Source organism: Bosea sp. RAC05 (assembly GCF_001713455.1).
In the GTDB taxonomy this organism is placed as follows: domain Bacteria; phylum Pseudomonadota; class Alphaproteobacteria; order Rhizobiales; family Beijerinckiaceae; genus Allobosea.
Genome location: NZ_CP016464.1, coordinates 2267424 through 2288769 on the forward strand (window position 1 = coordinate 2267424; position 21346 = coordinate 2288769).

15 protein-coding genes and 1 pseudogene are annotated in these 21346 nt (G+C 69.4%); 5 read left to right on the top strand and 11 right to left on the bottom strand.

The genetic code is table 11. The features are described 5' to 3' along the window. Window positions 1-94 precede the first annotated feature (94 nt). Together BSY19_RS14210 and BSY19_RS14215 are read left to right on the top strand one after the other, a co-directional pair. Window positions 95-1801, top strand: coding sequence for an acyl-CoA dehydrogenase family protein (locus BSY19_RS14210; RefSeq protein ID WP_069054730.1), 1707 nt, complete (start codon window positions 95-97; stop codon window positions 1799-1801). Window positions 1802-1883: 82 nt separating this feature from the next. Beyond that, the gene (locus BSY19_RS14215; protein ID WP_069054731.1) at window positions 1884-2954 is read left to right on the top strand and encodes an HD-GYP domain-containing protein; all 1071 of its coding nucleotides are present in this window, start codon (window positions 1884-1886) and stop codon (window positions 2952-2954) included. Window positions 2955-3023: 69 nt separating this feature from the next. Here the strand turns inward: BSY19_RS14215 and BSY19_RS14220 are convergent, their stop codons facing one another. The 11 genes and pseudogenes from BSY19_RS14220 to BSY19_RS14270 form a co-directional block, all read right to left on the bottom strand. Next, window positions 3024-3308 (bottom strand): addiction module antidote protein, encoded by a 285-nt coding sequence (locus tag BSY19_RS14220; protein WP_069054732.1) that lies wholly within the window; start codon window positions 3306-3308, stop codon window positions 3024-3026. Then, window positions 3289-3492, bottom strand: a pseudogene (locus BSY19_RS28365) (type II toxin-antitoxin system RelE/ParE family toxin); the annotation flags it as partial. The gene BSY19_RS14220 and the pseudogene BSY19_RS28365, both read right to left, overlap by 20 nt. Before the next feature lie 178 nt (window positions 3493-3670). Next, window positions 3671-5566 (bottom strand): bifunctional sugar phosphate isomerase/epimerase/4-hydroxyphenylpyruvate dioxygenase family protein, encoded by a 1896-nt coding sequence (locus tag BSY19_RS14230; protein ID WP_069054733.1) that lies wholly within the window; start codon window positions 5564-5566, stop codon window positions 3671-3673. A gap of 5 nt (window positions 5567-5571) precedes the next feature. After that, entirely contained in the window at window positions 5572-6618 is a 1047-nt protein-coding gene (locus BSY19_RS14235; protein WP_069054734.1) for a Gfo/Idh/MocA family protein, read from the bottom strand. Continuing rightward, window positions 6618-7355, bottom strand: a complete 738-nt coding sequence (locus BSY19_RS14240) for an ABC transporter ATP-binding protein (protein ID WP_069054735.1) — start codon at window positions 7353-7355, stop codon at window positions 6618-6620. Before BSY19_RS14240 ends, BSY19_RS14235 begins: the two co-directional genes overlap by 1 nt. Window positions 7356-7563: 208 nt before the next feature. Then, window positions 7564-8307, bottom strand: a complete 744-nt coding sequence (locus BSY19_RS14245; protein WP_069054736.1) for an ABC transporter ATP-binding protein — start codon at window positions 8305-8307, stop codon at window positions 7564-7566. Then, a complete protein-coding gene (locus BSY19_RS14250) occupies window positions 8304-9326 on the bottom strand; it encodes a branched-chain amino acid ABC transporter permease (protein WP_083247613.1) in 1023 nt (340 codons plus the stop codon). Before BSY19_RS14250 ends, BSY19_RS14245 begins: the two co-directional genes overlap by 4 nt. Next, window positions 9323-10201 carry a branched-chain amino acid ABC transporter permease gene (locus tag BSY19_RS14255; RefSeq protein WP_069054737.1) on the bottom strand — a complete coding sequence of 293 codons (879 nt, stop codon included), beginning with the start codon at window positions 10199-10201 and terminating at the stop codon, window positions 9323-9325. Before BSY19_RS14255 ends, BSY19_RS14250 begins: the two co-directional genes overlap by 4 nt. 223 nt (window positions 10202-10424) lie before the next feature. After that, window positions 10425-11561, bottom strand: a complete 1137-nt coding sequence (locus BSY19_RS14260) for an ABC transporter substrate-binding protein (protein WP_069054738.1) — start codon at window positions 11559-11561, stop codon at window positions 10425-10427. 80 nt (window positions 11562-11641) lie between these two features. Next, window positions 11642-12526 carry a shikimate dehydrogenase gene (locus BSY19_RS14265; protein ID WP_069054739.1) on the bottom strand — a complete coding sequence of 295 codons (885 nt, stop codon included), beginning with the start codon at window positions 12524-12526 and terminating at the stop codon, window positions 11642-11644. A gap of 111 nt (window positions 12527-12637) precedes the next feature. Continuing rightward, entirely contained in the window at window positions 12638-13567 is a 930-nt protein-coding gene (locus BSY19_RS14270) for a LysR family transcriptional regulator (RefSeq protein ID WP_069054740.1), read from the bottom strand. A gap of 234 nt (window positions 13568-13801) precedes the next feature. Here BSY19_RS14270 and BSY19_RS14275 point away from each other — a divergent pair, with 234 nt between their 5' ends. From BSY19_RS14275 to BSY19_RS14285, 3 genes are all read left to right on the top strand, one after another. Then, entirely contained in the window at window positions 13802-14554 is a 753-nt protein-coding gene (locus tag BSY19_RS14275; protein ID WP_069054741.1) for a hypothetical protein, read from the top strand. Window positions 14555-14669: 115 nt separating this feature from the next. Beyond that, the gene (locus tag BSY19_RS14280) at window positions 14670-16682 is read left to right on the top strand and encodes an autotransporter assembly complex protein TamA (RefSeq protein ID WP_069054742.1); all 2013 of its coding nucleotides are present in this window, start codon (window positions 14670-14672) and stop codon (window positions 16680-16682) included. After that, window positions 16682-21016 carry a translocation/assembly module TamB domain-containing protein gene (locus BSY19_RS14285; protein WP_069054743.1) on the top strand — a complete coding sequence of 1445 codons (4335 nt, stop codon included), beginning with the start codon at window positions 16682-16684 and terminating at the stop codon, window positions 21014-21016. Before BSY19_RS14280 ends, BSY19_RS14285 begins: the two co-directional genes overlap by 1 nt. Window positions 21017-21346: the final 330 nt, after the last annotated feature.

A 21346-nucleotide genomic window follows, 5' to 3' on the forward strand; every position in this document is an offset into this window, starting at 1 on the left:
GGCGTTCTTGGGCCATGCGGCATTCTTGCGCCGAAAGAGGCATTCCGGCTTTCGAAATCTCGCCCTATGCTGCGACGCACAAGGGAGAGCAACCATGAGCGCACAAGCCGCCGCCATTCCTGTCGCCGAGCCGGTCCCCGAGAGCGCCACGGCGCTGATCGCCGCTGCGCTGCCGGGCTTCGAGACCCTGCTGCAGAATGCCGTCGCGGCGGTGCGCGCGGGCGTGACCGTGGAGGGGAAGATCTCCTCCGCCCGGCTCGAAGCGCAGCAGCACGCCGCCCATGGCCTCGCCTGGCTGGCGACCTATGTCATGGCGCTGCGCGAGCTGAAGGCCTATGGCGAGCGCCTCGCGTCCGAGAACCGCTATGGCGCGATCGAGGATCACGCCATCCGCATCGGCGCCGGCGAATATGCCGCGCAGATCTTCGGCGGCATTCCGATGAGCCAGGGCGAGATCGTGCGCCTGGCTGCGCTCGGCCTCTCCGAGAAGGCGATCGCGGCCGCCAATACGCCGGTGGCCCAGGCCCTGATCGCGCAGGGCAACACGCCCGAGAACCGCGCCCGCCTCGTCGACCTGTTCAGCCAGGATGACGGCGCCGCCGGCGTCGGCGATCCCGGCCTCGATGAGACGCTCGAGGCGATCCGCTCCGAGATGCGTCGCTTCTGCGCCGCGGAGGTGACGCCCCACGCCCATGAGTGGCACCTCAAGAACGACTACATCCCGATGGCGGTCGTCGAGAAGATGGCCGAGCTCGGCGTCTTCGGGCTGACCATCCCCGAGGAATTCGGCGGCATGGGCCTGACCAAGGTCTCGATGTGCGTCGTCTCGGAGGAGCTGTCGCGCGCCTATATCGGCGTCGGCTCGCTCGGCACCCGCTCGGAGATCGCCGCCGAGCTGATCCTCTGCGGCGGCACGGCCGCGCAGAAGGAACACTGGCTGCCGAAGCTGGCCTCGGGCGAGGTGCTGCCCACCGCCGTCTTCACCGAGCCCAACACCGGCTCCGACCTCGCCAGCCTGCGCACCCGGGCGGTGAAGGACGGTGACGTCTGGAAGGTTTCCGGCAACAAGACCTGGATCACCCATCCCGTCCGCGCCGATATCATGACCCTGCTGGTGCGCACCGACCCCACGGAGAGCGGCTACAAGGGCCTCTCCATGCTGATCGCCGAGAAGCCGCGCGGCACCGACGACGATCCGTTCCCGGTCGCCGGCCTGACCGGCGGCGAGATCGAGGTGCTCGGCTACCGCGGCATGAAGGAATACGAGCTCGCCTTCGACGGCTTCACCGTCAAGGGCGAGAACCTGCTCGGCGGGGTCGAGGGCCAGGGCTTCAAGCAGCTCATGCAGACCTTCGAGGCCGCCCGCATCCAGACGGCGGCGCGCGCGGTCGGCGTCGCCCAGTCCGCCTTCGATCTCGGCTTGCGCTATGCCCGCGAGCGCGTCCAGTTCGGCAAGAAGCTGATCGCCTTCCCCCGCGTCGCCGACAAGCTGGCGATGATGGCCGCCGAAATCCTGATCGCCCGCCAGCTTACCTATTTCGCCGCCCGCGAGAAGGATGCCGAGCGCCGCTGCGACCTGGAGGCCGGCATGGCCAAGCTGCTCGGCGCCCGCGTCGCCTGGGCGGCAGCCGACAACGCGCTGCAAATCCATGGCGGCAACGGGTTTGCGCTCGAATACGCGATCAGCCGCGTGCTCTGCGACGCGCGCATCCTGAACATCTTCGAGGGCGCGGCGGAAATCCAGGCGCAGGTCATCGCCCGGCGCCTCGTCGAGGAGGGACAAACAACCCGCTCCGCCTAATGTTTAGGCATCCGGAACAACGGCAAATTTACGCTTCGCGTGCCTGATTGACGCGAATGTGCCGTTACGGAACTGTTGCTGGATGCTTCTGATCACCGACCGTTCGGACGGGAACCCCGAGCTGGCACGCCGGCTCGGCCTCCTGAGGCCATGCGCGGTCCTGATCCTGGGGTGCGAGGCGCCGAAGGCCGATCAGCCGGACTCGATCATCGTTGGCGACGTCGATCTCGGCCGGCGCGAGAGCGTCGAGGCGATGCGCCAGGCGCTGGCGCGCCATCGCAGCAAGGGCGCGCCCTATCTCTGCCTGCTGCGCGAGATGACGGTCCGCACCGCCATCCAGGCGCGGGCCATCGGCGCGACGGAGGTGCTGCCGGCGGATGCCGCGGCCGCGCTGCTGGTCAAGACCATCGAGCAGCTCCTCGGCGAGGGGAAGGACGGTGATCCCGCGAGAGGCACCGTCGCCTTCACCCGGGCCCAGCTGGCCACCGCGGCGGCCTCGCTCGCCGACATGCTGGGGTCGGTCGCAAACGGCGCGCCGGTCCCGCTGCGGGCGGTCGAGGCTTCGGTCGAGGCGATCGAGCAGGCCGCCGGCGCCAGCGACATCGGCGACCTGCTGCAGGTGGTCTGGAGCTATGACGACCTGACATATCAGCACTGCATGCTGGTCGCCGGCCTGGCCGCGAGCTTCGGCCATCAGCTTGGCTTCTCGGTGGAGGACCGCAAGCTGGTGACGCGCGCCGCCGTCCTCCACGACATCGGCAAGGCGCGCATCCCGCTCGCCATCCTGCACAAGCCCGGCGCGCTCGATCCCGCCGAGCAGGTGGTGATGCGCGGCCACCCGGTGATCGGCTACGAGATGCTGATGAAGCAGGGCGGCCTGCGGCCGGAGGTGCTGGCGGCGGTGCGCTCCCACCACGAATATCTCGACGGCTCGGGCTATCCCGACGGGCTGAAGGACGCAGAAATCGGCGACATCGTGCGGATGATCACGATCTGCGACATCTATGCGGCGCTGATCGAGCGACGCAGCTACAAGCCGCCGATGGCGCCCGACCAGGCCTATGGTATGCTGGTGCTGATGGGCACGAAGCTCGACGCGGCCCTGGTGCGGGCCTTCGAAGCGGTCGTGCTGAAGACCTCCCAGGCGGCGTGAAGCAGGGGCAAGCGGTGAAGGACGGTCGCAGGGCGATGAGCGGCCGGGTTGGACCGACTGCGTGCAGCCTCAGGCCGCAACCACCGACAGCCTGAGCCCAAGCGCCTTCGTCGCCTTGGCCAGGGTTTCGAGCGTCGGGTTTCCTCCCGGGCGAAAGGCCTTGTAGATCGCCTCGCGGCTCAGCCCGCTCTCGGCCGCGAAAGCCGTGACGCCGCGCGCACGGGCGATGTCCCCCAGCGCGGCGGCGATGAAGGACGGATCGCCCTCTTCGAGTGCAGCCTCGATATAGGCGGCCTGCTCCTCAGGGGTCGTGAGATAGTTCTGGACGTCGAATTCACGCATTGCGTTCGGCATCGAGCATTTCCTTCACCAACTGCTTGGCCCGCGCGATGTCCGCAGACTGGCGGCGCTTGTCACCGCCGCTCAACAGGATCACCAGCTTCGGGCCTCGCTGGACGAGATGGAGCCTATAGCCCGGTCCATGATCGATCCGCATCTCGCCGATGCCGTCGAAGAATTTGACGTCCCCCAGATTGCCGAGCTGCGCCCTTCAGATCCGGACGAGAATACGGGCACGGGCCGAGACATCGCGAAGATTCCCCAGCCACCCAGAGAATTCAGTCGTCTCCACGACCTCGATAATGTGTATCATAATACACAAGCATTCGCCTGCGGGTCAATCGGCGGCGCTGCAGGGCCAGCCGCCGGGGCGCGCCTCAGACCTCCCGCAGCGAACGCGGCATCGTCACGGGCCGCGCCTCGCGCGCCTGCGCAGCCAGCCGCACCGGCGCGTTGACCGCCCCGAAGCCGGCATAGCCGCCGCGCCGCTCGACGATCTCGAAGAAGAAGCGCTGTGCGAAGACATGGGTGTAGACCTGCAGGAACTCGGCCTCGCCGTCGCGGTCGTACAGGATGTGGTGGTCGCGCAGCGCGTCGATGAAGGCGGGATCGAGCCCGTGCCGCGCCTCGAGGTCGTCATAGTAATTCTCGGGGATGGCGAGGAAGGAGAGGCCCGCCTCGCGCATCGCCTGGACCGCGGCGAAGATGTCGGGCGCGCTGAAGGCGATGTGCTGCACGCCCGAGCCGAAATGCTCCGAGACGAAGCGCGAGGAGAGCGTCCGCGTCGCCTGCGAGCCGTTCAGCACGAAGCGCACGCCGCCCTCGGGCGAAACCAGCGGCCGGCTCTCCACCAGCCCCGCCGGATCGGCGATGGCGAGCTGCGGAATCCGCTCCAGCGCGAAGAGCGAGGAGTAGAACAAGAGCCAGGACAGCATCTCTTCATAGTCCATAGACTGCGAGATGTGGTCGACCCGCGCCAGCCGGTCGGGGGAGGGCGTGCCGGCCGCGGGCGGCACCGCCTCGAAATCCCGCTCCCAGATCTGGCCGAGTTCGCCGCTGGGCTGGGTGAAATAGATCAGCGACCCGCCGACGCCGCGGATCGCGGGGATGTGCAGCTCTCCTGGGCCCACTGCCTGCTCGAAGCTCTGGATCTTCAGCCCCAGCGCCCGGGTCATCGCCTGCTCGACATCGTCGACGCGTAACGCAATCGCGCAGGCACCCGGCCCGTGCATGATCGCATGCGATTGCGCGAAGCCGTCCGTCTCGGTGTTGAGCAGCAGGTTGATGCCGCCCTGACTCCAGCGCGCGACCGCCTTGCTGATGTGCTGGCCGGAGTGGCGGAAGCCCAGCGCCGCCAGCAACTGCGCGAGGTCCGCCCCGGTGTCCTCGTCGAGCGCGAACTCGATGAACTCGACATCGAGCACTTTCGCGCGCGCCGGCAGATGCGGCTGCGCCTGGTCGGCGAGCGCGATCAGCGAGCGCATGCCGTCGGTCGCGAGGCGCCGCGCCGAGCCGGCGCGGAACTGGTCGTTGAAGATCTCGTGCGAGAGCGGCCCGGCATAGCCGGTCTGCGACACCGCCCGCATGAACTCGGCCACCGCGAGATCGCCCTGGCCCGGAAAACAGCGGAAATGCCGGCTCCAGCTCAGGACGTCCATGTCGAGCTTCGGCGCATCCGCCAGCTGGACCAGGAAGATGCGGTCGCCCGGGATCGACGCGATCGGTCCGAGCGGCGACTGGCGCGCCAGCGTGTGGAAGGAATCGAGGATCAGCCCGATCCGCTCATGGTCCGCCCGGCGCACGATCTCCCAGGCGTCGCGGTAATCGTTGACGTGCCGGCCCCAGGCCAGCGCCTCGTAGCCGACGCGCACGCCGAAGCGCGCGGCGAGCTCGCCGAGTTCGTGGAAATCCGCCGCCGCCCGGTCGATCCCGCCCAGCGCCTGCGGCGAAACGTTCGAGCAGATCAGCATCAGATCGGTGCCGAGCTCGTTCATGATCGCGAATTTGCGCTCCGCCCGGGCAAAGCCACGCGCGCGCAGCGGCTCCGGCATGCCCTCGAAATCGCGGAAGGGCTGGAAGGCGCAGATCTTCATGCCGAGATCGGCGACCATGCGGCCGACCTCGCGCGGCCCGCCGTCGAAGGTGAGGAAATCGTTCTCGAACACCTCGACCGCGTCGAACCCGGCCGCTGCGATCGCCTGCAGTTTTTCCGCGAGGTCGCCGCTCAGCGAGACGGTGGCGATCGAGGTCGGGTTCGGCGCGGGGTCCGTCATGGCTGTCAGCCCTCCGTCGGGTCGATGGTGACGGGCTCGCCCCGCCGCGCGGCCTGCGCCACCGCCTCGATCACCGCCAGCGTCCGGGCCGCATCCGCCGCATCGGTGATCGGCTGCTCCTCGCCCCGGATCACCGCGCAGAAATGCCGGATCTGCTCGGCCAGCGGCTCCAGTGGCGTCAGCGCCAGCGTCTCGCGCAGCAGCGGCTCCCACCAGCCCTGGCGGCCCTCATAATGCCAGCGGTCGAGCGTCGGCACCGAGAGCGAGCCCTCACTGCCGGCGATCAGGTAGCAGAGCCCGTCGCGCTGCGGATAGACCTTGTTCTCGCCCGACGAGAGCTCCCAGCTCCAGGGCGTCGGCGTCACGTCGGAGACGGTGGCCGTGCCCAGCGCCCCGTTTTCGAAACGGAAGACGAGGGCGGCGGTGTCCTCCACCGCAAAGCCCCGCGTCGCGTTCGAGGTCATCGCCTGCACGCTCTCGATCTCGCCGCAGATGAAGCGGAGATTGTCGATGTCGTGGATCAGGTTGATCAGCACCGGCCCGCCGCCGGGCTCGCGTCGCCAGGCGACGTCGAAATAGTCGTCCGGCTTGCGGATCAGGAACAGCGAGGTCACGGCGACCAGCCGGCCGATCCCGCCCTCGCGCACCAGCTTGCGCGCCGCCTTGACGATCGGGTTGTGGCGGCGGTGATGGCCGCCGAGAACCGGCACGCCGGTCCGCTTCTGAACCGCGACCAGCCGCTGCGCCGCCGCGACGCTCTCCGCCAGCGGCTTCTCGATCAGCACCGGGACACCGGCCTCGAGGCATTCGATCGCGCCGGGAACATGCAGCGCATTGGGCGTCGCGATGATTGCCCCGTCCGGCGTCATCGCCGCCAGCATGTCCGTGATCGAGGCGAACCAGGGTGTGCCGCGCTCGGCTGCCAGCGCCTTGGCCGCCTCGGTCGGGTCGCAGATCGCGGCGCAGTCGCAATCCGCCGAGGTGTCCAGCCGCTCCAGATGCGCACGCCCGATCAGCCCGGCGCCGACGAGTGCGATCTTCAGGTTTGCCATCACGCCGCGTCCGTCAGGGCGCCGCCCAGGAAGAGCTGTGCCACCCGCGGATCGGCCAGGATTTCCGCGGCCGGGCCCTGCATCCGGGTCTGGCCGAGTTCGAGCACGAGGCCCTCATCCGAGATCTCCAGCGCCGAGCGGGCGTTCTGCTCGATCATCAGGATGGTGACGCCCTTGGCCCGCAGCTCCATCAGGATCGCGAAGGTCTCCTGGACCAGCATCGGCGAGAGCCCGATCGAGGGCTCGTCGATCAGCACGAGCTTGGGATCGAGCAGTAGCCCGCGGACGATCTCGAGCTGCTTCTGCTGCCCGCCCGAGAGTGTCGAGGCCTGGACGTCGGCCTTGGCCCGCAGCGCCGGGAAACGGTCGAGCGCCGCCTCGATCCGCCGGGGCATGTCGGTGATGTGGGCGCCCGCTGCGACCGAACCGAGTTCGAGATTGTGGCGCACCGACAGCTCGGGGAAGATGTTGCGCCCCTGCGGCACATAGCAGATGCCGGCTTCCAGCAGCTTGCGCTGGCTCCAGTTGGTGATGTCGGTGCCCTCCAGCCGGATCGCGCCCTCGCGCAGCTTGAGCAGGCCGAAGATCGCCTTGAACACGGTCGATTTGCCGGCGCCGTTGGGGCCGATCACCGTGGTGATGGCGGCGCGGCGCACCTTGAACGTCGTGCCGTTCAGGATGGTCATGGCGCCATAGCCGCCGACCACGCCGTCGAGTTCGAGGATGGGGGTGGTCATGGCATCTTGCTCCACGAGGATCGCATAGGCGCTTCCCCTCCCCCTTGTGGGGAGGGGAGAGGGGCGGGGGTCGGGAGGCTTGGTGCGTGGTTGATAGACGAGGCTCCGCCGCCGCGGTTAGTCCGCCCGCCGCTCACCGGGCGGCGCCACCCCCATCCCCAACCCTTCCTCACAAGGGGGAAGGGGGCTCGCGTCGCGCCCGTCATCGCTAATGCCCCAGATAGGCGTCGATCACGGCGGGGTTGGCGCGGACCTCGGCCGGCGTGCCTTCCGCCAGCACCCGTCCCTCCGCCAGCACGATCACGCGCGAGCACAGGCTCATCACGAAATCCATGTTGTGCTCGATGACGACGAAGGTCGCGCCCTGCTCGGCATTGATCGCCCGCAGCCGCTCCTTGAGGTCGCCCAGCATGGTGAGGTTGACGCCACCGGCCGGCTCGTCGAGCAGCACGAGGCGCGGGCCCGCCATGAAGGCCATCGCCGCGTCGAGCAGCTTCTGCTGGCCATAGGAGAGCCCGCCCGCCTTGGCGTCCGCGAGATGGCCGAGCTTGAAGAAGCCGATCATCTGCTCGGCCTTCTCGGTGAGCCCGGCATCGCGCGCCCCGAACAGGCGCGACAGCATCGTGCCCTCGTGCTCCTGGCCGGCCAGGATCAGGTTCTCGCGCACCGACAATTCGGGGAAGACCTGCAGCAGCTGGAAGGTGCGGCTGACGCCGAGCCGGTTCAGCTCGGAGGGGCGCATGTTGGTGACCTCGCGGCCGTCCAGCTTCACGCGCCCTTCCGTCGGCTCGAGCTGGCCGAGGATGCAGTTGAACAGGGTCGACTTGCCGCAGCCATTGGGGCCGATGATGCCGAGGATCTCGCCCTCCTTCACCGAGAAGGACACCCCGTTGACCGCCTTGATGCCGCCGAACGCCTTGTGGAGGTTGTCGACTTCCAGAACCGTGTTCATCGGGCCTGTCCCCGCTTGCCGGTGAGTTTCGCCCAGGCCCGCTCCATCAGCCCGCTCACCCCCTGCGGGCAGGCGATCAGCAGCAGCATCACGATGGCCGCGAAGATGATCAGGTAGAGCGAGCCGGCGAAGCGCAGCCATTCCGGCAGCACGACGCCGAGCAGCGCCCCCACGAAGGGCCCGAGCAGGTAGCCCGAACCGCCCGCCACCACCATCAGCAGCAGGAAGAAGCTCTGCGACAGCGAGAACGGCGAGGGGTCGATGAACTCGACCAGCGGCGCATAGAGCGCCCCCGCGAAACCCGCATAGGCGGAGCCGATCGCGAAGGCGAGCAGCGTATAGGCGCGGGTGTCGATGCCCAGGCTCGCGGCGCGGATCGGATTCTCGCGCAGCGCGGTGAAGGCGCGGCCCCAGGGACTGCGGATCAGCCACCACAAAGCCACCGCCAGGATGAAGGTCACCACCACGACGAAGCGGTGGAATTCCAGCGCACCGAACAGCTTGATGCCGAAGAAGTCAGGCCGGTTGATGTTGGAGATGCCGAAGACGCCGCCGGTCAGCCATTGCTCGTTGCGCAGGATCAGCCAGACCAGCGTCGAGAAGGCGAGCGTCACGAAGGCGAGGTAATGCGCCTTCACCCGCAGCGCCGGGAAGCCGAGCACGATGCCGACCGCGAAGGTCAGCAGGCCCGACAGACCGAAGGCGGCATACCAGGAGACGCCGTATTTCGTGGTCAGGATCGCGGTGGTGTAGGCGCCCAGCCCCATGAAGGCGGCCTGCGCCAGCGACTTCAGCCCGGCATAGCCCAGCGTCAGGTTCAGCCCCATCACGGCGATGCTCATCACCAGCCAGAGCGAGAGCACATAGGTGCCGTAGCGGCCCATGCCGACCGGCGCGAACCAGAGGATCACGGCGCCGGCGAGCAGGGTCAGGAAGGCGCCGTCGAAGGTGCCGCCGAGCGGCAGCCTTGCGAGGCGAGGGGAGGCGTTCACGGCGTCGCGGGTCGCTTGCACGGTCATACGCGGCGCTCCTCTTTGCGGCCCATCAGGCCTTCCGGCTTGAGCAGGATGATCACGACGAGCAGGACGAGCGGCACGGCCAGCCGGTAGGAGCTCGAGACATAGGCCGCCGCCATCGAGTCGACGACGCCGACGATCAGACCGCCCACCAGCGCGCCGCGGACCTGGTTGAACCCGCCGACGATGGCGGCGATGAAGGCGAACAGGCCGATGACCTCGCCATTCGAGAACTTCGCCAGGTAGATCGGCGAGATCAGCACCGAGGCGACGACGGCGAGCGCGGCGTTGATCACGAAGGTCAGGAGCACCATCCGCTCGACGGGAATGCCGAGGATGCGCGCCACGGTGGGGTTCTGCGCGGTCGCCTGCATCTGCCGGCCGAGCCGCGTGCCGCCGACGAACCATTGCAGCAGGCCGATGACGGCGAAGGCGCAGGCGATGATCGCCAGATGCTGCAGGGAGATCGCGGCGCCGAAGACCTCGATCGTCGAGGTCGGCACGAAGGAGGGGAAGTTCTGCGCCTCGGCCGAGAACCCGTCCTTGGCGCCTTCCTTCATGATGATCGACAGCGCCATGGTGGCAATCGCCAGCGGCAGCACGCCGTGGCGGATCATCGGGTCGACCACGGTGAGTTTGAAGCCGACGCCGAAGATCAGAATGAAGGCGGCGATGCCGATCAGCGCGCCGAGCCAGACCGGCGCGCCGAAGAGCTTGATCGCGAGCAGCACCAGCACGGCCGGCAGCATCACGAACTCGCCCTGGGCGAAGTTGATCGTCTGCGAGGTCTGCCAGACCAGCGTGAAGCCGATCGCAGCCAGTGCATAGATCGCGCCCGTGGCGATGCCGGCGATGAGATAGGCGGTGAATTCGGCCATGGGGGTGCCTTGTCTTACTGGGCGCGGTTCAGCTCGACCCGAGCCCCTCCCCCTGGTGGGGAGGGGTTGGGGTGGGGGGCGAACGACGGGGTGAGCGTTCGATGCGGAAGGCTGGCTGGTATCGGCGCCCTGCCTCGTCAATCTCCGGAGGGCTTTGACTTTCCGCCCCCCACCCCTTCCCCTCCCCACGAGGGGGAGGGGTCTCGGTCGCGATTCACGCGGCTTACGGCTTGATCTTCGGCAGCGTCGCCGTGATCACCTGCTTGCCGTTCTGGACCTCGGCGAGGAAGCTCTCGCGGTCGAGGTCGCCATTGGTCTCGATCGTGGTCTCGATCAGGATGCCCGGCTCCTCGGAGGGCTTGATCGTCGCGCCGCGCAGCGTGTCGGCGACGCCCTTCTTGTCGAACTTCTTCTGCTTCTCGGTCGCCCACTTGATCATGTAGACGGCCATGTAGCCCTTCATGCCGTTATGATCCGAGGCGTAGTTGTACTTCGCCTGGAACTTCTTGCCGAATTCCTGGAAGGCCGGGATCGGCGCGTCGATCGACAGGCCGACATGGCCGCGCACACCGTTGGCGGCGTCGCCCGCGAGCTCGATCACCTTGGCGCCGAGCAGCGTCGTCTCGCCGACCATCGGCTTGGTGATGCCCTGCTGCTTGGCGGCGCGCAGGAAGCGGGCGCTCTCCTCCTCGTTCAGATAGACGAAGACGGCGTCGGCATTGGCGTTCTTGATCTTGATCGCGTCGGCGGCGAAGTCGGCCTGGCCCTGTTCGGTCGAGACGTCGGCGGCGACCTTGATGCCGACCTTTTCGAGTTCGGGGATGATCGCGTCGCGCCCGCCCTTGCCGAAGTCGTTGTTGACCCAGACGACCGCAACCGAGCCGGCCTTGACCGTGTCCTTCAGATATTTGGCGATCTTCGGCATCGCGGCCGCCTGGCTGAGCGAGGTCCGGAAGATGTACTGGTTGCCCTGCTTGGTCAGGCCGGCCGCCTCGCCGCCGACGATCTGCGCGATCTCGGCGCGCTGCGCGATCTGCATGGAGGCGCCGATCGGGCCGGAGAAGACCGGGCCGAGCACCGCATAGGTGCCTTCGTCGATGGCGCGCTGCACGGCGGCGCGGGTGTTACCCGGGTTGGTCTGCGTGTCGTAATGGACGATCTCGATCTGTCGGCCGAGAATCCCGCCCTTGGCGTTGATGTCGGCGACCGCGAGGTCGATGCCGTTCTTCCAGTTGGTGCCGGCGGTGGCGCCCGCGCCCGACAGCTCGACCACGTTGACGAGCTTCACCTTCTCCTGCGCGAGCGCGGGCGTGGCGAGCCCGACTGTCACGGCCGCGGCGATGATCCATGGGGTCTTCATTGGTTGTCTCCTCCAGCTTTGGTTCGTTTTTTCTTGGTCTTCGCGGGTGGCCCGCGGGCCGTCTTTGAAGTGGCGTGATCTCACGCTGCGCGGTGTTGGGCCTCCTGCGCGGCGAGCGATCGGTCGAAGGCGTCGGCGATCGCTCCATCCGGGGGCTGCACCCCCGTGAACAGCGCAAAGGCGTCGACGGCCTGGTTGATGCTGAGCTCACGCCCCGTCATCACCGTGGCGCCCGCCTTCTGCGCGGCTTTGAGCAACGGTGTCCAGAGGGGATGATAGACGGCGTCGGCCACCCACTGCGACTTTCGGATGAGATCGGCGGGCACCGGGCTGTCGCGGTTGGGCAGCATGCCGACCGGCGTGCCGTTGACGAGGCCCGCCGCGCCCGACACCGCCGCCTCGACGCTGGCGCAGATCTCGACCCGGGCGCGCGCGCCGATCTGGTCCGCCAGCGCCTGCGCCTTGGCGCGGTCGCTGTCATAGAGCCGCAGATGGCTGACGCCGCAGCCGGCCAGCGCAAAGCCGATCGCCTTGCCGACGCCGCCCGTGCCGATGATCGCGACGGGCGCGTCGCCATCGGCGCGATCAAGCGCGCGATAGGCGGTGGCGAAGCCGGTCGCATCGGTGTTGTGGCCGGTCAGCATGCCGTCGCGCGCCACCACCGTGTTGACGGCCCCCATCGCCCGCGCTTCGGGAGAGAGCGCGTCGAGCAGCGGAACCACCGCCTCCTTGTAGGGGTAGGTCACGTTGATGCCCGAGAAGCCCATGCGGCGCACGCCATCGAGGATCGCGACCAGATCGGCGCGGCCGGCGCCCGCCACCTCGATCAGATGGTAATGCAGCTCGAAACCGGCCGCGCGCGCGGCGGCCTCATGCATCGCCGGCGCGGCGGAATGGGCGATCGGCGTGCCGATCAGGCCCAGCAGCACGCGCTTCGTCCGGTTGGCGATGGCAATGTCCGGCATGGTCTCGTCCCTGTGGCTCGCCCATCATGATCGCAGGCGTTGCCGCTGCCAGATAAGCCGATCGCTCGCGATAACGCGATAACCAATTTGATCGCATTACCTAACCTGATGTTATCCTGCCAGCCGGCTGCGGGCCTCTGGGGCACGCGGTCTCACCACCGCGTCCATCTCCTGCCGCAGCAGGGTCACGAAGGTCTCGGCATAGACGGACGGCGCCTTGTCGTTCTTGATCGCGACATAGGTCTGGAACTGCGTCGGCTCGGCGATCGGGATCGTGGCGATGCCCTGCATCGAGCCATGCGCCACGGTGAACTGGTCGATCACCGCAATGCCGAGCCCGGCCCGGACGAGCGAGCAGACGGTCGTGCCGAAGCGCGCCTTGATGACGATGTCGTAGGCGAGGCCCTGGCGGCTGAAGATCTCGGCCATGATCCGTCCGTAGGGGTCGTTGGGGTCGATGCCGATCAGCGGGTGGCGCACGATCTCGGTCGCCGAGATGACCGGCCGCCCGGCGAGCTCATGACCCTCGGGCACGATGCAGAGCAACTCGCCCCGGCTCAGCGGCACGAAATCGATGCCGGGATGGTCGAGCTTGTAGCTCATCGCCGCGATCTCGCCGCGCCCGAGGAGGAGGTAGTCGAGCGCCTCCTCGATCTTGAGGATGTTGATGTCGAGCCGAAGATCGGGGTGCTTGCGCTTCAGCTTCTCGATCGCGCGCGGCACCATCACATGGCAGATGCTCGGCACCGAGCCGATCCGCAATTCGACGCCGCCGCCACGCTCGATCCGCGCCAAGGTATAGTGGAGGTCGTCGACCTTTTTGTAGACGCCGTTGATCTGCTCGAAGATGTCGTTGGCCTCCGGCGTCGGCACATAGCGCCCGTGCCGGCGCTCGAACAGCTTCAGCCGCAGGGTTCGCTCGGTGTGCTTCATCAGCCGGCTGATGCCCGGCGCCGAGACAGCGAGCAGCTTGGCCGCACCGCTGATCGTGCCGGTGATCATGATGGCGCGGATCACCTCGATCTGTCGCAAGGTGAGCATGGCCGTTCCGTCCCCTCAGCGTCTTTTGACGCCGAGCGGAGGCGAGCGACGCCCGGCTGTCAAGCCGCCGGAGGGGAGGGGCGGATCTCTCGGCCTCTGCAGCCCGAAAGCCCCGAGCGCCCGAACCATGGCCTCGCCGTCGCTGCGGCGGGGGTGGCCTCGCGGGCGCGGGTCGTGCAGGGTGCGCGCCGAACACCGGCCAGGCCGGGACGATGAGGACAGGGACGAGACGCCATGCCGACCACGAATGAGACCCTGCGCGATGCGCTGGTCGCAAGCCGCCGCGACAAGAGCCTGATCGAGATGGCCGAGCAGCCGGTGCCGGGCTCCTTCCTCGACGGGCTGGCGATCCAGGCCGACATCGCCAGGACGCTCGGCCATGTGAAGGCGGGCTGGAAGGTGGCCATCGCCGAGGACGGCATGCCGGTCGCCGGCCTGATGCCCGGCCCCTGGCTCGCGCCCGGCGACGTCTATGACGGTGCGATCGGGGCCGAACTGCGCGTCGAGATCGAGATCGCCCTGCGCCTCGCCCGCGACGTGCCGATGCGCCCGGGCCAGCCCTATTCGCGCGCCGAACTGCTCGGCCATTGCGACAAGGCCTATCTCGGCATCGAGATCGTCGAGAGCCGTCTCGCCAACTGGCAGGGCGTGCCCTTCGCGCTCTGGCTCGCCGACGCGCTCGGCCATGGTGGCTACTATCTCGGCCAGGAACTCGACATGACGGTGCTCGACGATCTCTCGGGCCTGGACTGCTTCATCTCGCTCAACGGTGTGACGCTCTACGACCGGCCGGCGGTGCATTCCAACGGCGATCCGATGGCGCCGTTCCTCGCCTGGGCCAACCGCAAGGACGAACTGATGGGCGGCCTGCGCGCCGGCCAGATCGTCACGACGGGCAGCCTCTGCGGCGGCGTGCTCTCGCCGGGCAAGGGCGAGATCGTCACCAAGCTCGCCCCGCTGGGGGGCGTTTCGCTGACGCTTCGGTAGCCAGGACGATCACATCCGCCGGATTTGCCCGCGCTCGCCTTCTTTCGGTATGGTCGGGCGCGGAACATCGGTAGGGTGTTGCGGTTGCGTGTGTGGGGGGTTGCTTGGAGGTCGGATGCGGTCGTGGCGGAGAACAGGCAGCGCGGTCGCGCTGACAGGAACCTGTGCGCTCGCCCTGATGGCCGCCCTGCGGCCGGCGCCGGTGCAGGCCTTCGATCTGTCGTCGCTGGATCTGTTCGGCCTCTTCACCAAGAAGGACGAGCCGCCGGCGGTGACGGCTGCGACGCTGCCGTACAGGCTCGACTTCGATCTCGGCGGCGCCGATGACGCGAAGGCGCTGACGCGCACGCTGCAGGATGCCTCGCTGCTCTACAGGCTCCGCGCGGACGCCCCGCCCGATGGCGAGACGCTGGCGCGCCGCATGGCGGCGGACCTCAACCCGCTGGTCGATGCGCTCTGGTCGCAGGGCTATTTCAATGCCGAGGTCGCGCTCGTGGTCGACGGCGTGGCGCTGCGGGTCGGCGCCGAGCCCGATGCCAGGCTGGTCCGCGCCCTCGAATCGCACCGCAACCGCGAGCCCGTGCCGATCACCGCCACGATCCGGCCAGGCCCCGTCTTCGCGCTGCGCCAGGTCGATGTCGCCGAGCGTGGCGCGTCCGGCGCACCCGCCATCGCCGATCCGCTCAAGGTCAGCCGGCTCAAGCCGGGTGACCCCGCGACCTCCGCCTCGCTGCGTTCGGCGCGGGCGGCGCTGGTCGATCATCTGCGCGCCCAGTCGCGCCCGCTCGCCAGGGTCGTCGAGCTGCGCCCGGTCGTCGACCACGCCGCGCGCGTCATGGACGTCACCTATGTGGTGGAGCCTGGCCCCGTCGCCGGCTTCGGCACGGTCTCGGTCGCAGAGACAGGGGATATCCCGCCCGCCGTCATCCGATCCTTCATCTATCTCGAGCCGGGCGATCCCTATTCGCCGAAGGCGCTGACCGACACCCGCAAATCCATCGCCACGGTGCCCGCCGTCGCCTCCGTGCGCATCCGCGAGGCCGAGCGGCTGGACGCCGCCGGCAATCTGCCGATCTTCGTCGAGGTCACCGAGCGGCCCAAGCGCCTGCTCGGCTTCTCGGCGCGTTACTCCACGATCGACGGCCCGGCGGTGAAGACCTATTGGGAACACCGCAACCTCTTCGGCGGGGCCGAGCGCCTGCGGCTGGAGGGCGACCTGTTCCTGGCGCCCCGCATCGACGGCACCAAGATCACCACATTTGAGGATTTCGAGCGCTCCGACCTCGGTGGCCGCTTTGCCGTCAGCTTCCTCAAGCCCGCGCTCGGCGGCAGCCGCTATGACTGGCTGCTCGACGGCGTCGCGACCCGCCAGCGCGTCGGGACCAACCGCTTCGGCGGCTACACCGCCCGCTATGGCAACGTCACCACCGCGATCCAGCGCCGCTTCAGCGACACCTTCTCGGTCCAGGCCGGCCTCGAGGTCGAGCGCGGCCAGACCAGCGACGTGCTCGGCCAGGTTGACTACACCCTGGTCGGTATCCCGCTCTCGGTGAAATACGATTCGACCGACAGCCTGCTCGACGCAACCCGCGGCATCCGCGCCACCGCCTCGGTCGCTCCTTATCCGACCTTCCTCGGCTCGACCGTCGGGATCATCCAGAGCAAGGCCAGCTTCTCCACCTATTACGCGCTCGACGAGGACGCCCGCTACGTGCTCGCCGGCCGCGTCGGGCTCGGATCGATCGCGGGCGCCGATCTCGACGAGATCCCCGCCACGCGGCGCTTCTATGCCGGCGGCGGTGGCTCGGTGCGCGGCTATGCGTATCGCACGCTCTCGCCGCTCGGCCCGCTCAACCGTCTGACCGGCGGGCGCAGCCTGTTCGAGGCCTCGCTCGAGGCGCGCATCAAGATCACCGACACGATCGGCGTGGTGCCCTTCTTCGATGCCGGCACCGCGTTTGAGGGCAGTGTGCCCGACTTCAAGCAGCGCCTGCAGATGGCTGCGGGTCTCGGCCTGCGCTACTACACCGCGATCGGGCCGATCCGCGTCGACGTCGCCGCGCCGCTCAACCCGCGCAAGGGCGACAAGCCCGTCTCGCTCTATGTCAGCATCGGGCAGGCCTTCTGATGCGGACCTTGCTCACATCGCTGCGGCCCCTGACGCTTCGGCTGGTCCTGCCGGCCCTGCTGCTTCTCGCGGGCGTGCTCGCCTTCGCGCCCTTCGGCGGCTTCGCCCAGAACGCCCAGACCGATCGCGGCGTCGTCGCCGATCTGATCTCCAAAGCGCTCTCCAGCGATACCAGCCAGGTCTCGATCGGCGCGGTCAACGGCGCGCTCTCCTCGGATGTCGAGATCCGCGACATCGTCCTCTCGGACCGGGACGGCCCCTGGCTGCGGCTCGACCGCGTGCGCCTGATCTGGACGCGCAGCGCGCTGCTGCTGCGCCGCCTCGACATCGACCGGCTGGAGATCGGCAAGCTCGAGCTGCTGCGCCGCCAGGCGCCGCAGCCGGCCGGTGCCGCGCCCCCGAGCGACCAGCCGATCCTGCCGGAACTGCCGCTCAAGGTGATCGTCCGCGCCTTCCAGCTCAATGAACTCGCGCTCGGCGAGCCGGTGATCGGCGTCGCCGCGCGGCTCGGCGCCACCGGCTCGGCGACGCTGGGGCCGCCGAGCGAAGGGCTCGACCTCAAGCTCGCGGCACGCCGCCTCGATGCCGGCGGCCAGTTCGACGTCAGTATCGCCTTCGTGCCCGACACGACGCGGCTCCAGCTCGCCGTGAAGCTCGACGAGCCCGCCGGCGGGCTGATCTCGAAGGTCGCCGGCCTGCCGGGCGAACCGCCGGTCACGCTCGATCTCGGCGGCGACGGCCCGCTCGATTCCTTCGGCTCGACGCTGATCTTCAATGCGGGCCCGACCATCGGCGCGCGCGGCGATGCCCGGCTCGATCGCAGCGGGGCCGAGCGCAAGCTCGATCTCGCGCTGGATGCCCGCATCGAGGGGCTGATGCCGGCCCCCGTCGCGCCGGTCTTCGCCGGCTCGACCCGCCTCGACGGCTCGGTCGGCTTCGCCGATGCCGGCGGCATCGACATTCGCAATATGGCGCTGGTCTCGGCGCTGGCGCGGCTCGACGTGCTCGGCCGCTACACCGCCGATAGGCAGCTCGACCTGCGCGTCACCGCCGCCGCCCGCCCCAATGCGGAGGGCAAGACCGTCGCCGCGGGCACCGAGATCGGCAAGCTCGCTTTTGATGCCACGATCAAGGGCCCCGTCGCCGGGCCGACCATCGTCGCCACGCTCGACGCGCAGCAGGCCAGGCTGCCGGCTGGCGGCTTCGCCAGCCTCGGCCTCACCTTCAACGCCACGCCGACGGGCACGATCGGCGAAGCCGGCACGCGCATCAGCCTCACCGCCGACGGCCAGGCCGCCGGCATCACCCTGGCCGATCGCGCGCTGGCGCGTGCCGTCGGCGAGCGTGTCACCTTCACCCTGCGCGGCGTCGCCCAGGACGATGGCACGGCCGATTTCGAAACGCTGCGGCTGGCGATGTCGGGCGTCGAGCTCGACTATCGCGGCAAGGCCGGCAACGCCCGCATCCTCGGCCGCCTCCAGGCCGTGCTGCCCGATCTCGCGCGCCTGAGCGGCCTGGCTGGTCGCCCGCTCGCCGGCCGCGCCGAATTCGGCGCCGAGATCGACGCCACGCCCCGCCGCAACGACTATGGTGCGACGCTGAGCGGGCGAGGGGACCGCCTCGCCACCGGCGATGCCCGGCTCGACCGGCTGCTGGCCGGTAAGCTGACGCTCGACGGCCGGGTCCGGTCGCTAGCGGGCGACCTCACGGTGTCCGGCCTGAAGCTGGCCGGAGAGCACGCCGCCATCACCGCCGAGGGCGGCATCGCCCGGCAGGCCTCCGATCTGAAGCTCGCGCTGTCGATGCCCGACCTCAAGCGCGCCGATCCGCGTCTCTCGGGCCGCGGCGACGTGACCGCGCAGATCACCGGCCCGCGCGACCGGCTCGACGCCACCGCCCGCATCGCGGTCGCCAACGCGACAGCGCTCGCCCGCCCGATCCCGCGGCTGGCCATCGACGCGGTGATCAAGGATCTCCAGGGCGCGCTCGACACCCGCCTGACACTCGCCGGCGAGATTGATTCCAAGCCCGCCACCGGCACGCTCGCGCTCATGCGCCTGCCCGGCGACGGCTGGAACCTGTCGGCGCTAGATCTCGCCATCGGCTCGGTGCGCCTGAACGGCGCGCTGACGCTCGATCCCGCCAGCCGCGCCGAGGGCCGCCTGACGCTGGCTGCGCGCAATCTCGACGATCTCTCGGCGCTGGCCCTGACCAAGCTCGGCGGCCAGTTCGACGCCGACATCCGCCTCGCCGTCGTCGAGGGGCGCCAGAATCTCGACCTCACCGCGAAGGGCGCCAGGCTCGCCGGCCCCTCGGTCGCGATCGACCGCCTGGACGCGACCGCCGCCGCGCGTGACGTCTATGGGCGCCCGCAGCTCGATGCTTCGCTCGCCATCGACCGCGCCGTCGTGGCCGGCGAGGCGATCAGCGCCATCCGCTTCGAGTCGAAGGGCGCCCCCGATGCGAGCGCCTTCACCCTGAGCGCCGCCGCGCGCGGCTTTGCCTTGAACGGCGCCGGCCGGCTCGTGCCCGGCGAACCGCTCAGCCTCGAACTGGCGAGCTTCGAGGCGCGCCGCGACGGAAAGCGCATCGCGCTCGCCAATCCCGCCAGCCTGCGCTTCCCGGCCGGGGGCGTCGAGATCGCCAATCTCGCCCTGGCGATCGATGGCGGCCGCCTGACCCTGAGCGGGCGCGTCGGCGAGCGCCTCGATCTCGATCTCGCCGCCGGCAAGATTCCGCTCTCTGCCGTCCGCATCCTCGCGCCGGGGCTCGACCTTTCCGGCACGCTCGAGGCGCAGGCGAAGATCGGCGGCACAGCCGCGGCGCCGACCGGGCCGTGGAGCGTCAAGGTGGCGCGCCTGGTGACGCCGGAGACGCGCCGGGCCGGCCTGCCGTCCGTCGAGATCGCGGCGTCCGGCGCGCTGAACGGCGATGTCACGAGCGTCGATGCACAGGTCGACGCCGGCCGCGGCGCCAGCCTCACCCTGCGCGGCACGGCCCCGCTGAACGCGTCCGGCGGGCTCGACCTCGCGGCGCGCGGGCGGGTCGATGCCGCGCTCGCCAATCCGCTGATCGGCGCGCAGGGCCAGCGGGTCACCGGCGCCGTCGCGCTCGATCTGCGCGCGGCCGGCAGCCCCTCGGCCCCGCGCCTGTCGGGCACCGCCACCCTCACCGGCGGCAGCTTCACTGATGTGATCCAGGGCATCCGCCTGACGGCGGTCGAGGCCCGCATCGCCGCGCAGGGCGAAAATCTCACCATCGAGCGCGCCAGCGCCAGCACGCCCAATGGCGGCACGCTCTCCGCCAGCGGCCGCATCGCGCTCGATCCCGCGGCCGGGTTTCCCGGCCAGATCCGGGTCCAGGGCAACCGCGCGCAGCTGGTCTCCAGCGACATCGTCACCGCAGTCGCCAATCTCAATCTCGAACTCGCCGGGCCGCTGGCGCAGCGGCCGCGAATCGGCGGGCGCGTCGATGTCCTCTCGCTCGACGTCGCCGTGCCCGACCGGCTGCCCGCGACGCTGCGCCCTGTCGACGGAATCAAGCATGTCCGCCCGACTGGCACCGCCGCGGCCCGTCTCGCCGCGCAGAAGCGCGCCGCCCGGCCGGCCGCCCGCGGCGCCAGGCCGGTGCCCGCCTTCGATGCGGCGCTGGCGCTGACGGTCGCGGCCCCCAACCGGGTCTTCGTTCGGGGCCGTGGCATCGATGCGGAACTCGGCGGCCAGCTGCGCGTCGGCGGCACGCTGGCGGCGCCGCAGCTCGATGGCGGCTTCGAACTGCGCCGCGGGCGTCTCTCCGTGCTGAGCCAGCGGCTCGACTTCAGCCGTGGTCGTCTGACCTTCGCGGGCGGCACCCTGCCGGAACTCGATTTCGTCGCCGAAACACGCGCGGGCGACGTCACAGCCCGCGTCGTCGTCACCGGCCCGGCCGACCAGCCCGCCTTTGCCTTCACCTCCGATCCGGACCTGCCGCAGGACGAGGTGCTCTCGCGCCTGCTCTTCGCGCGTGCCTCGGGTTCGCTGTCGCCCTTCCAGGCGCTGCAGCTGGCGCAGACGGCGGCCCAGTTCGCCGGCGGGGGCGGGGATGATTCCTTCGAGCGGCTGCGCAAGTCGCTCGGTGTCGACAATCTCGACATCGGCGTCGGCGCGGGCGGGCCGACGATCGGCGTCTCGCGCTACATCAGCGACAATGTGTCCGTCGGCGTTAAGGCCGGGGCGCGGCCGGAGGACACTGGCGTCTCCGTCAACATCGACGTGACGCGCCGTCTCAAGCTGCAGGCGGAGACCAATGCCGAGGGCGGCGCGGCCGTCGGCGTCGGCGCCGAGTGGGAATACTGAGGCGCCGAGGGGAATCGCTCTGCGGCCTGTCGCAGCGCGCTCGCCCGGCACGACACCCGTGATTCTGCTTTGGAACGGCTCCAAACCGGCGCTACCGGCGGGGTGCGGTTAACGGGTGGTAAATTTCGGCGTTCAAAGCGTGGCCTGCCTGCAACACCGGGTTCCAAAGCACCCCCTCGGGCCTCGCGGCGGCGTGATCGCGGTTGATCGGCGGGAGGGCTTTCGTATGGTTGTCCTGCGTCGGGACGTTCCCGGTCGCTGTTTTTCGTCTTCGCCTCTGAATGGTCAGGGACGCGGGCGAAAGACCGGGAACAAGCCGGTTCGGTGAAT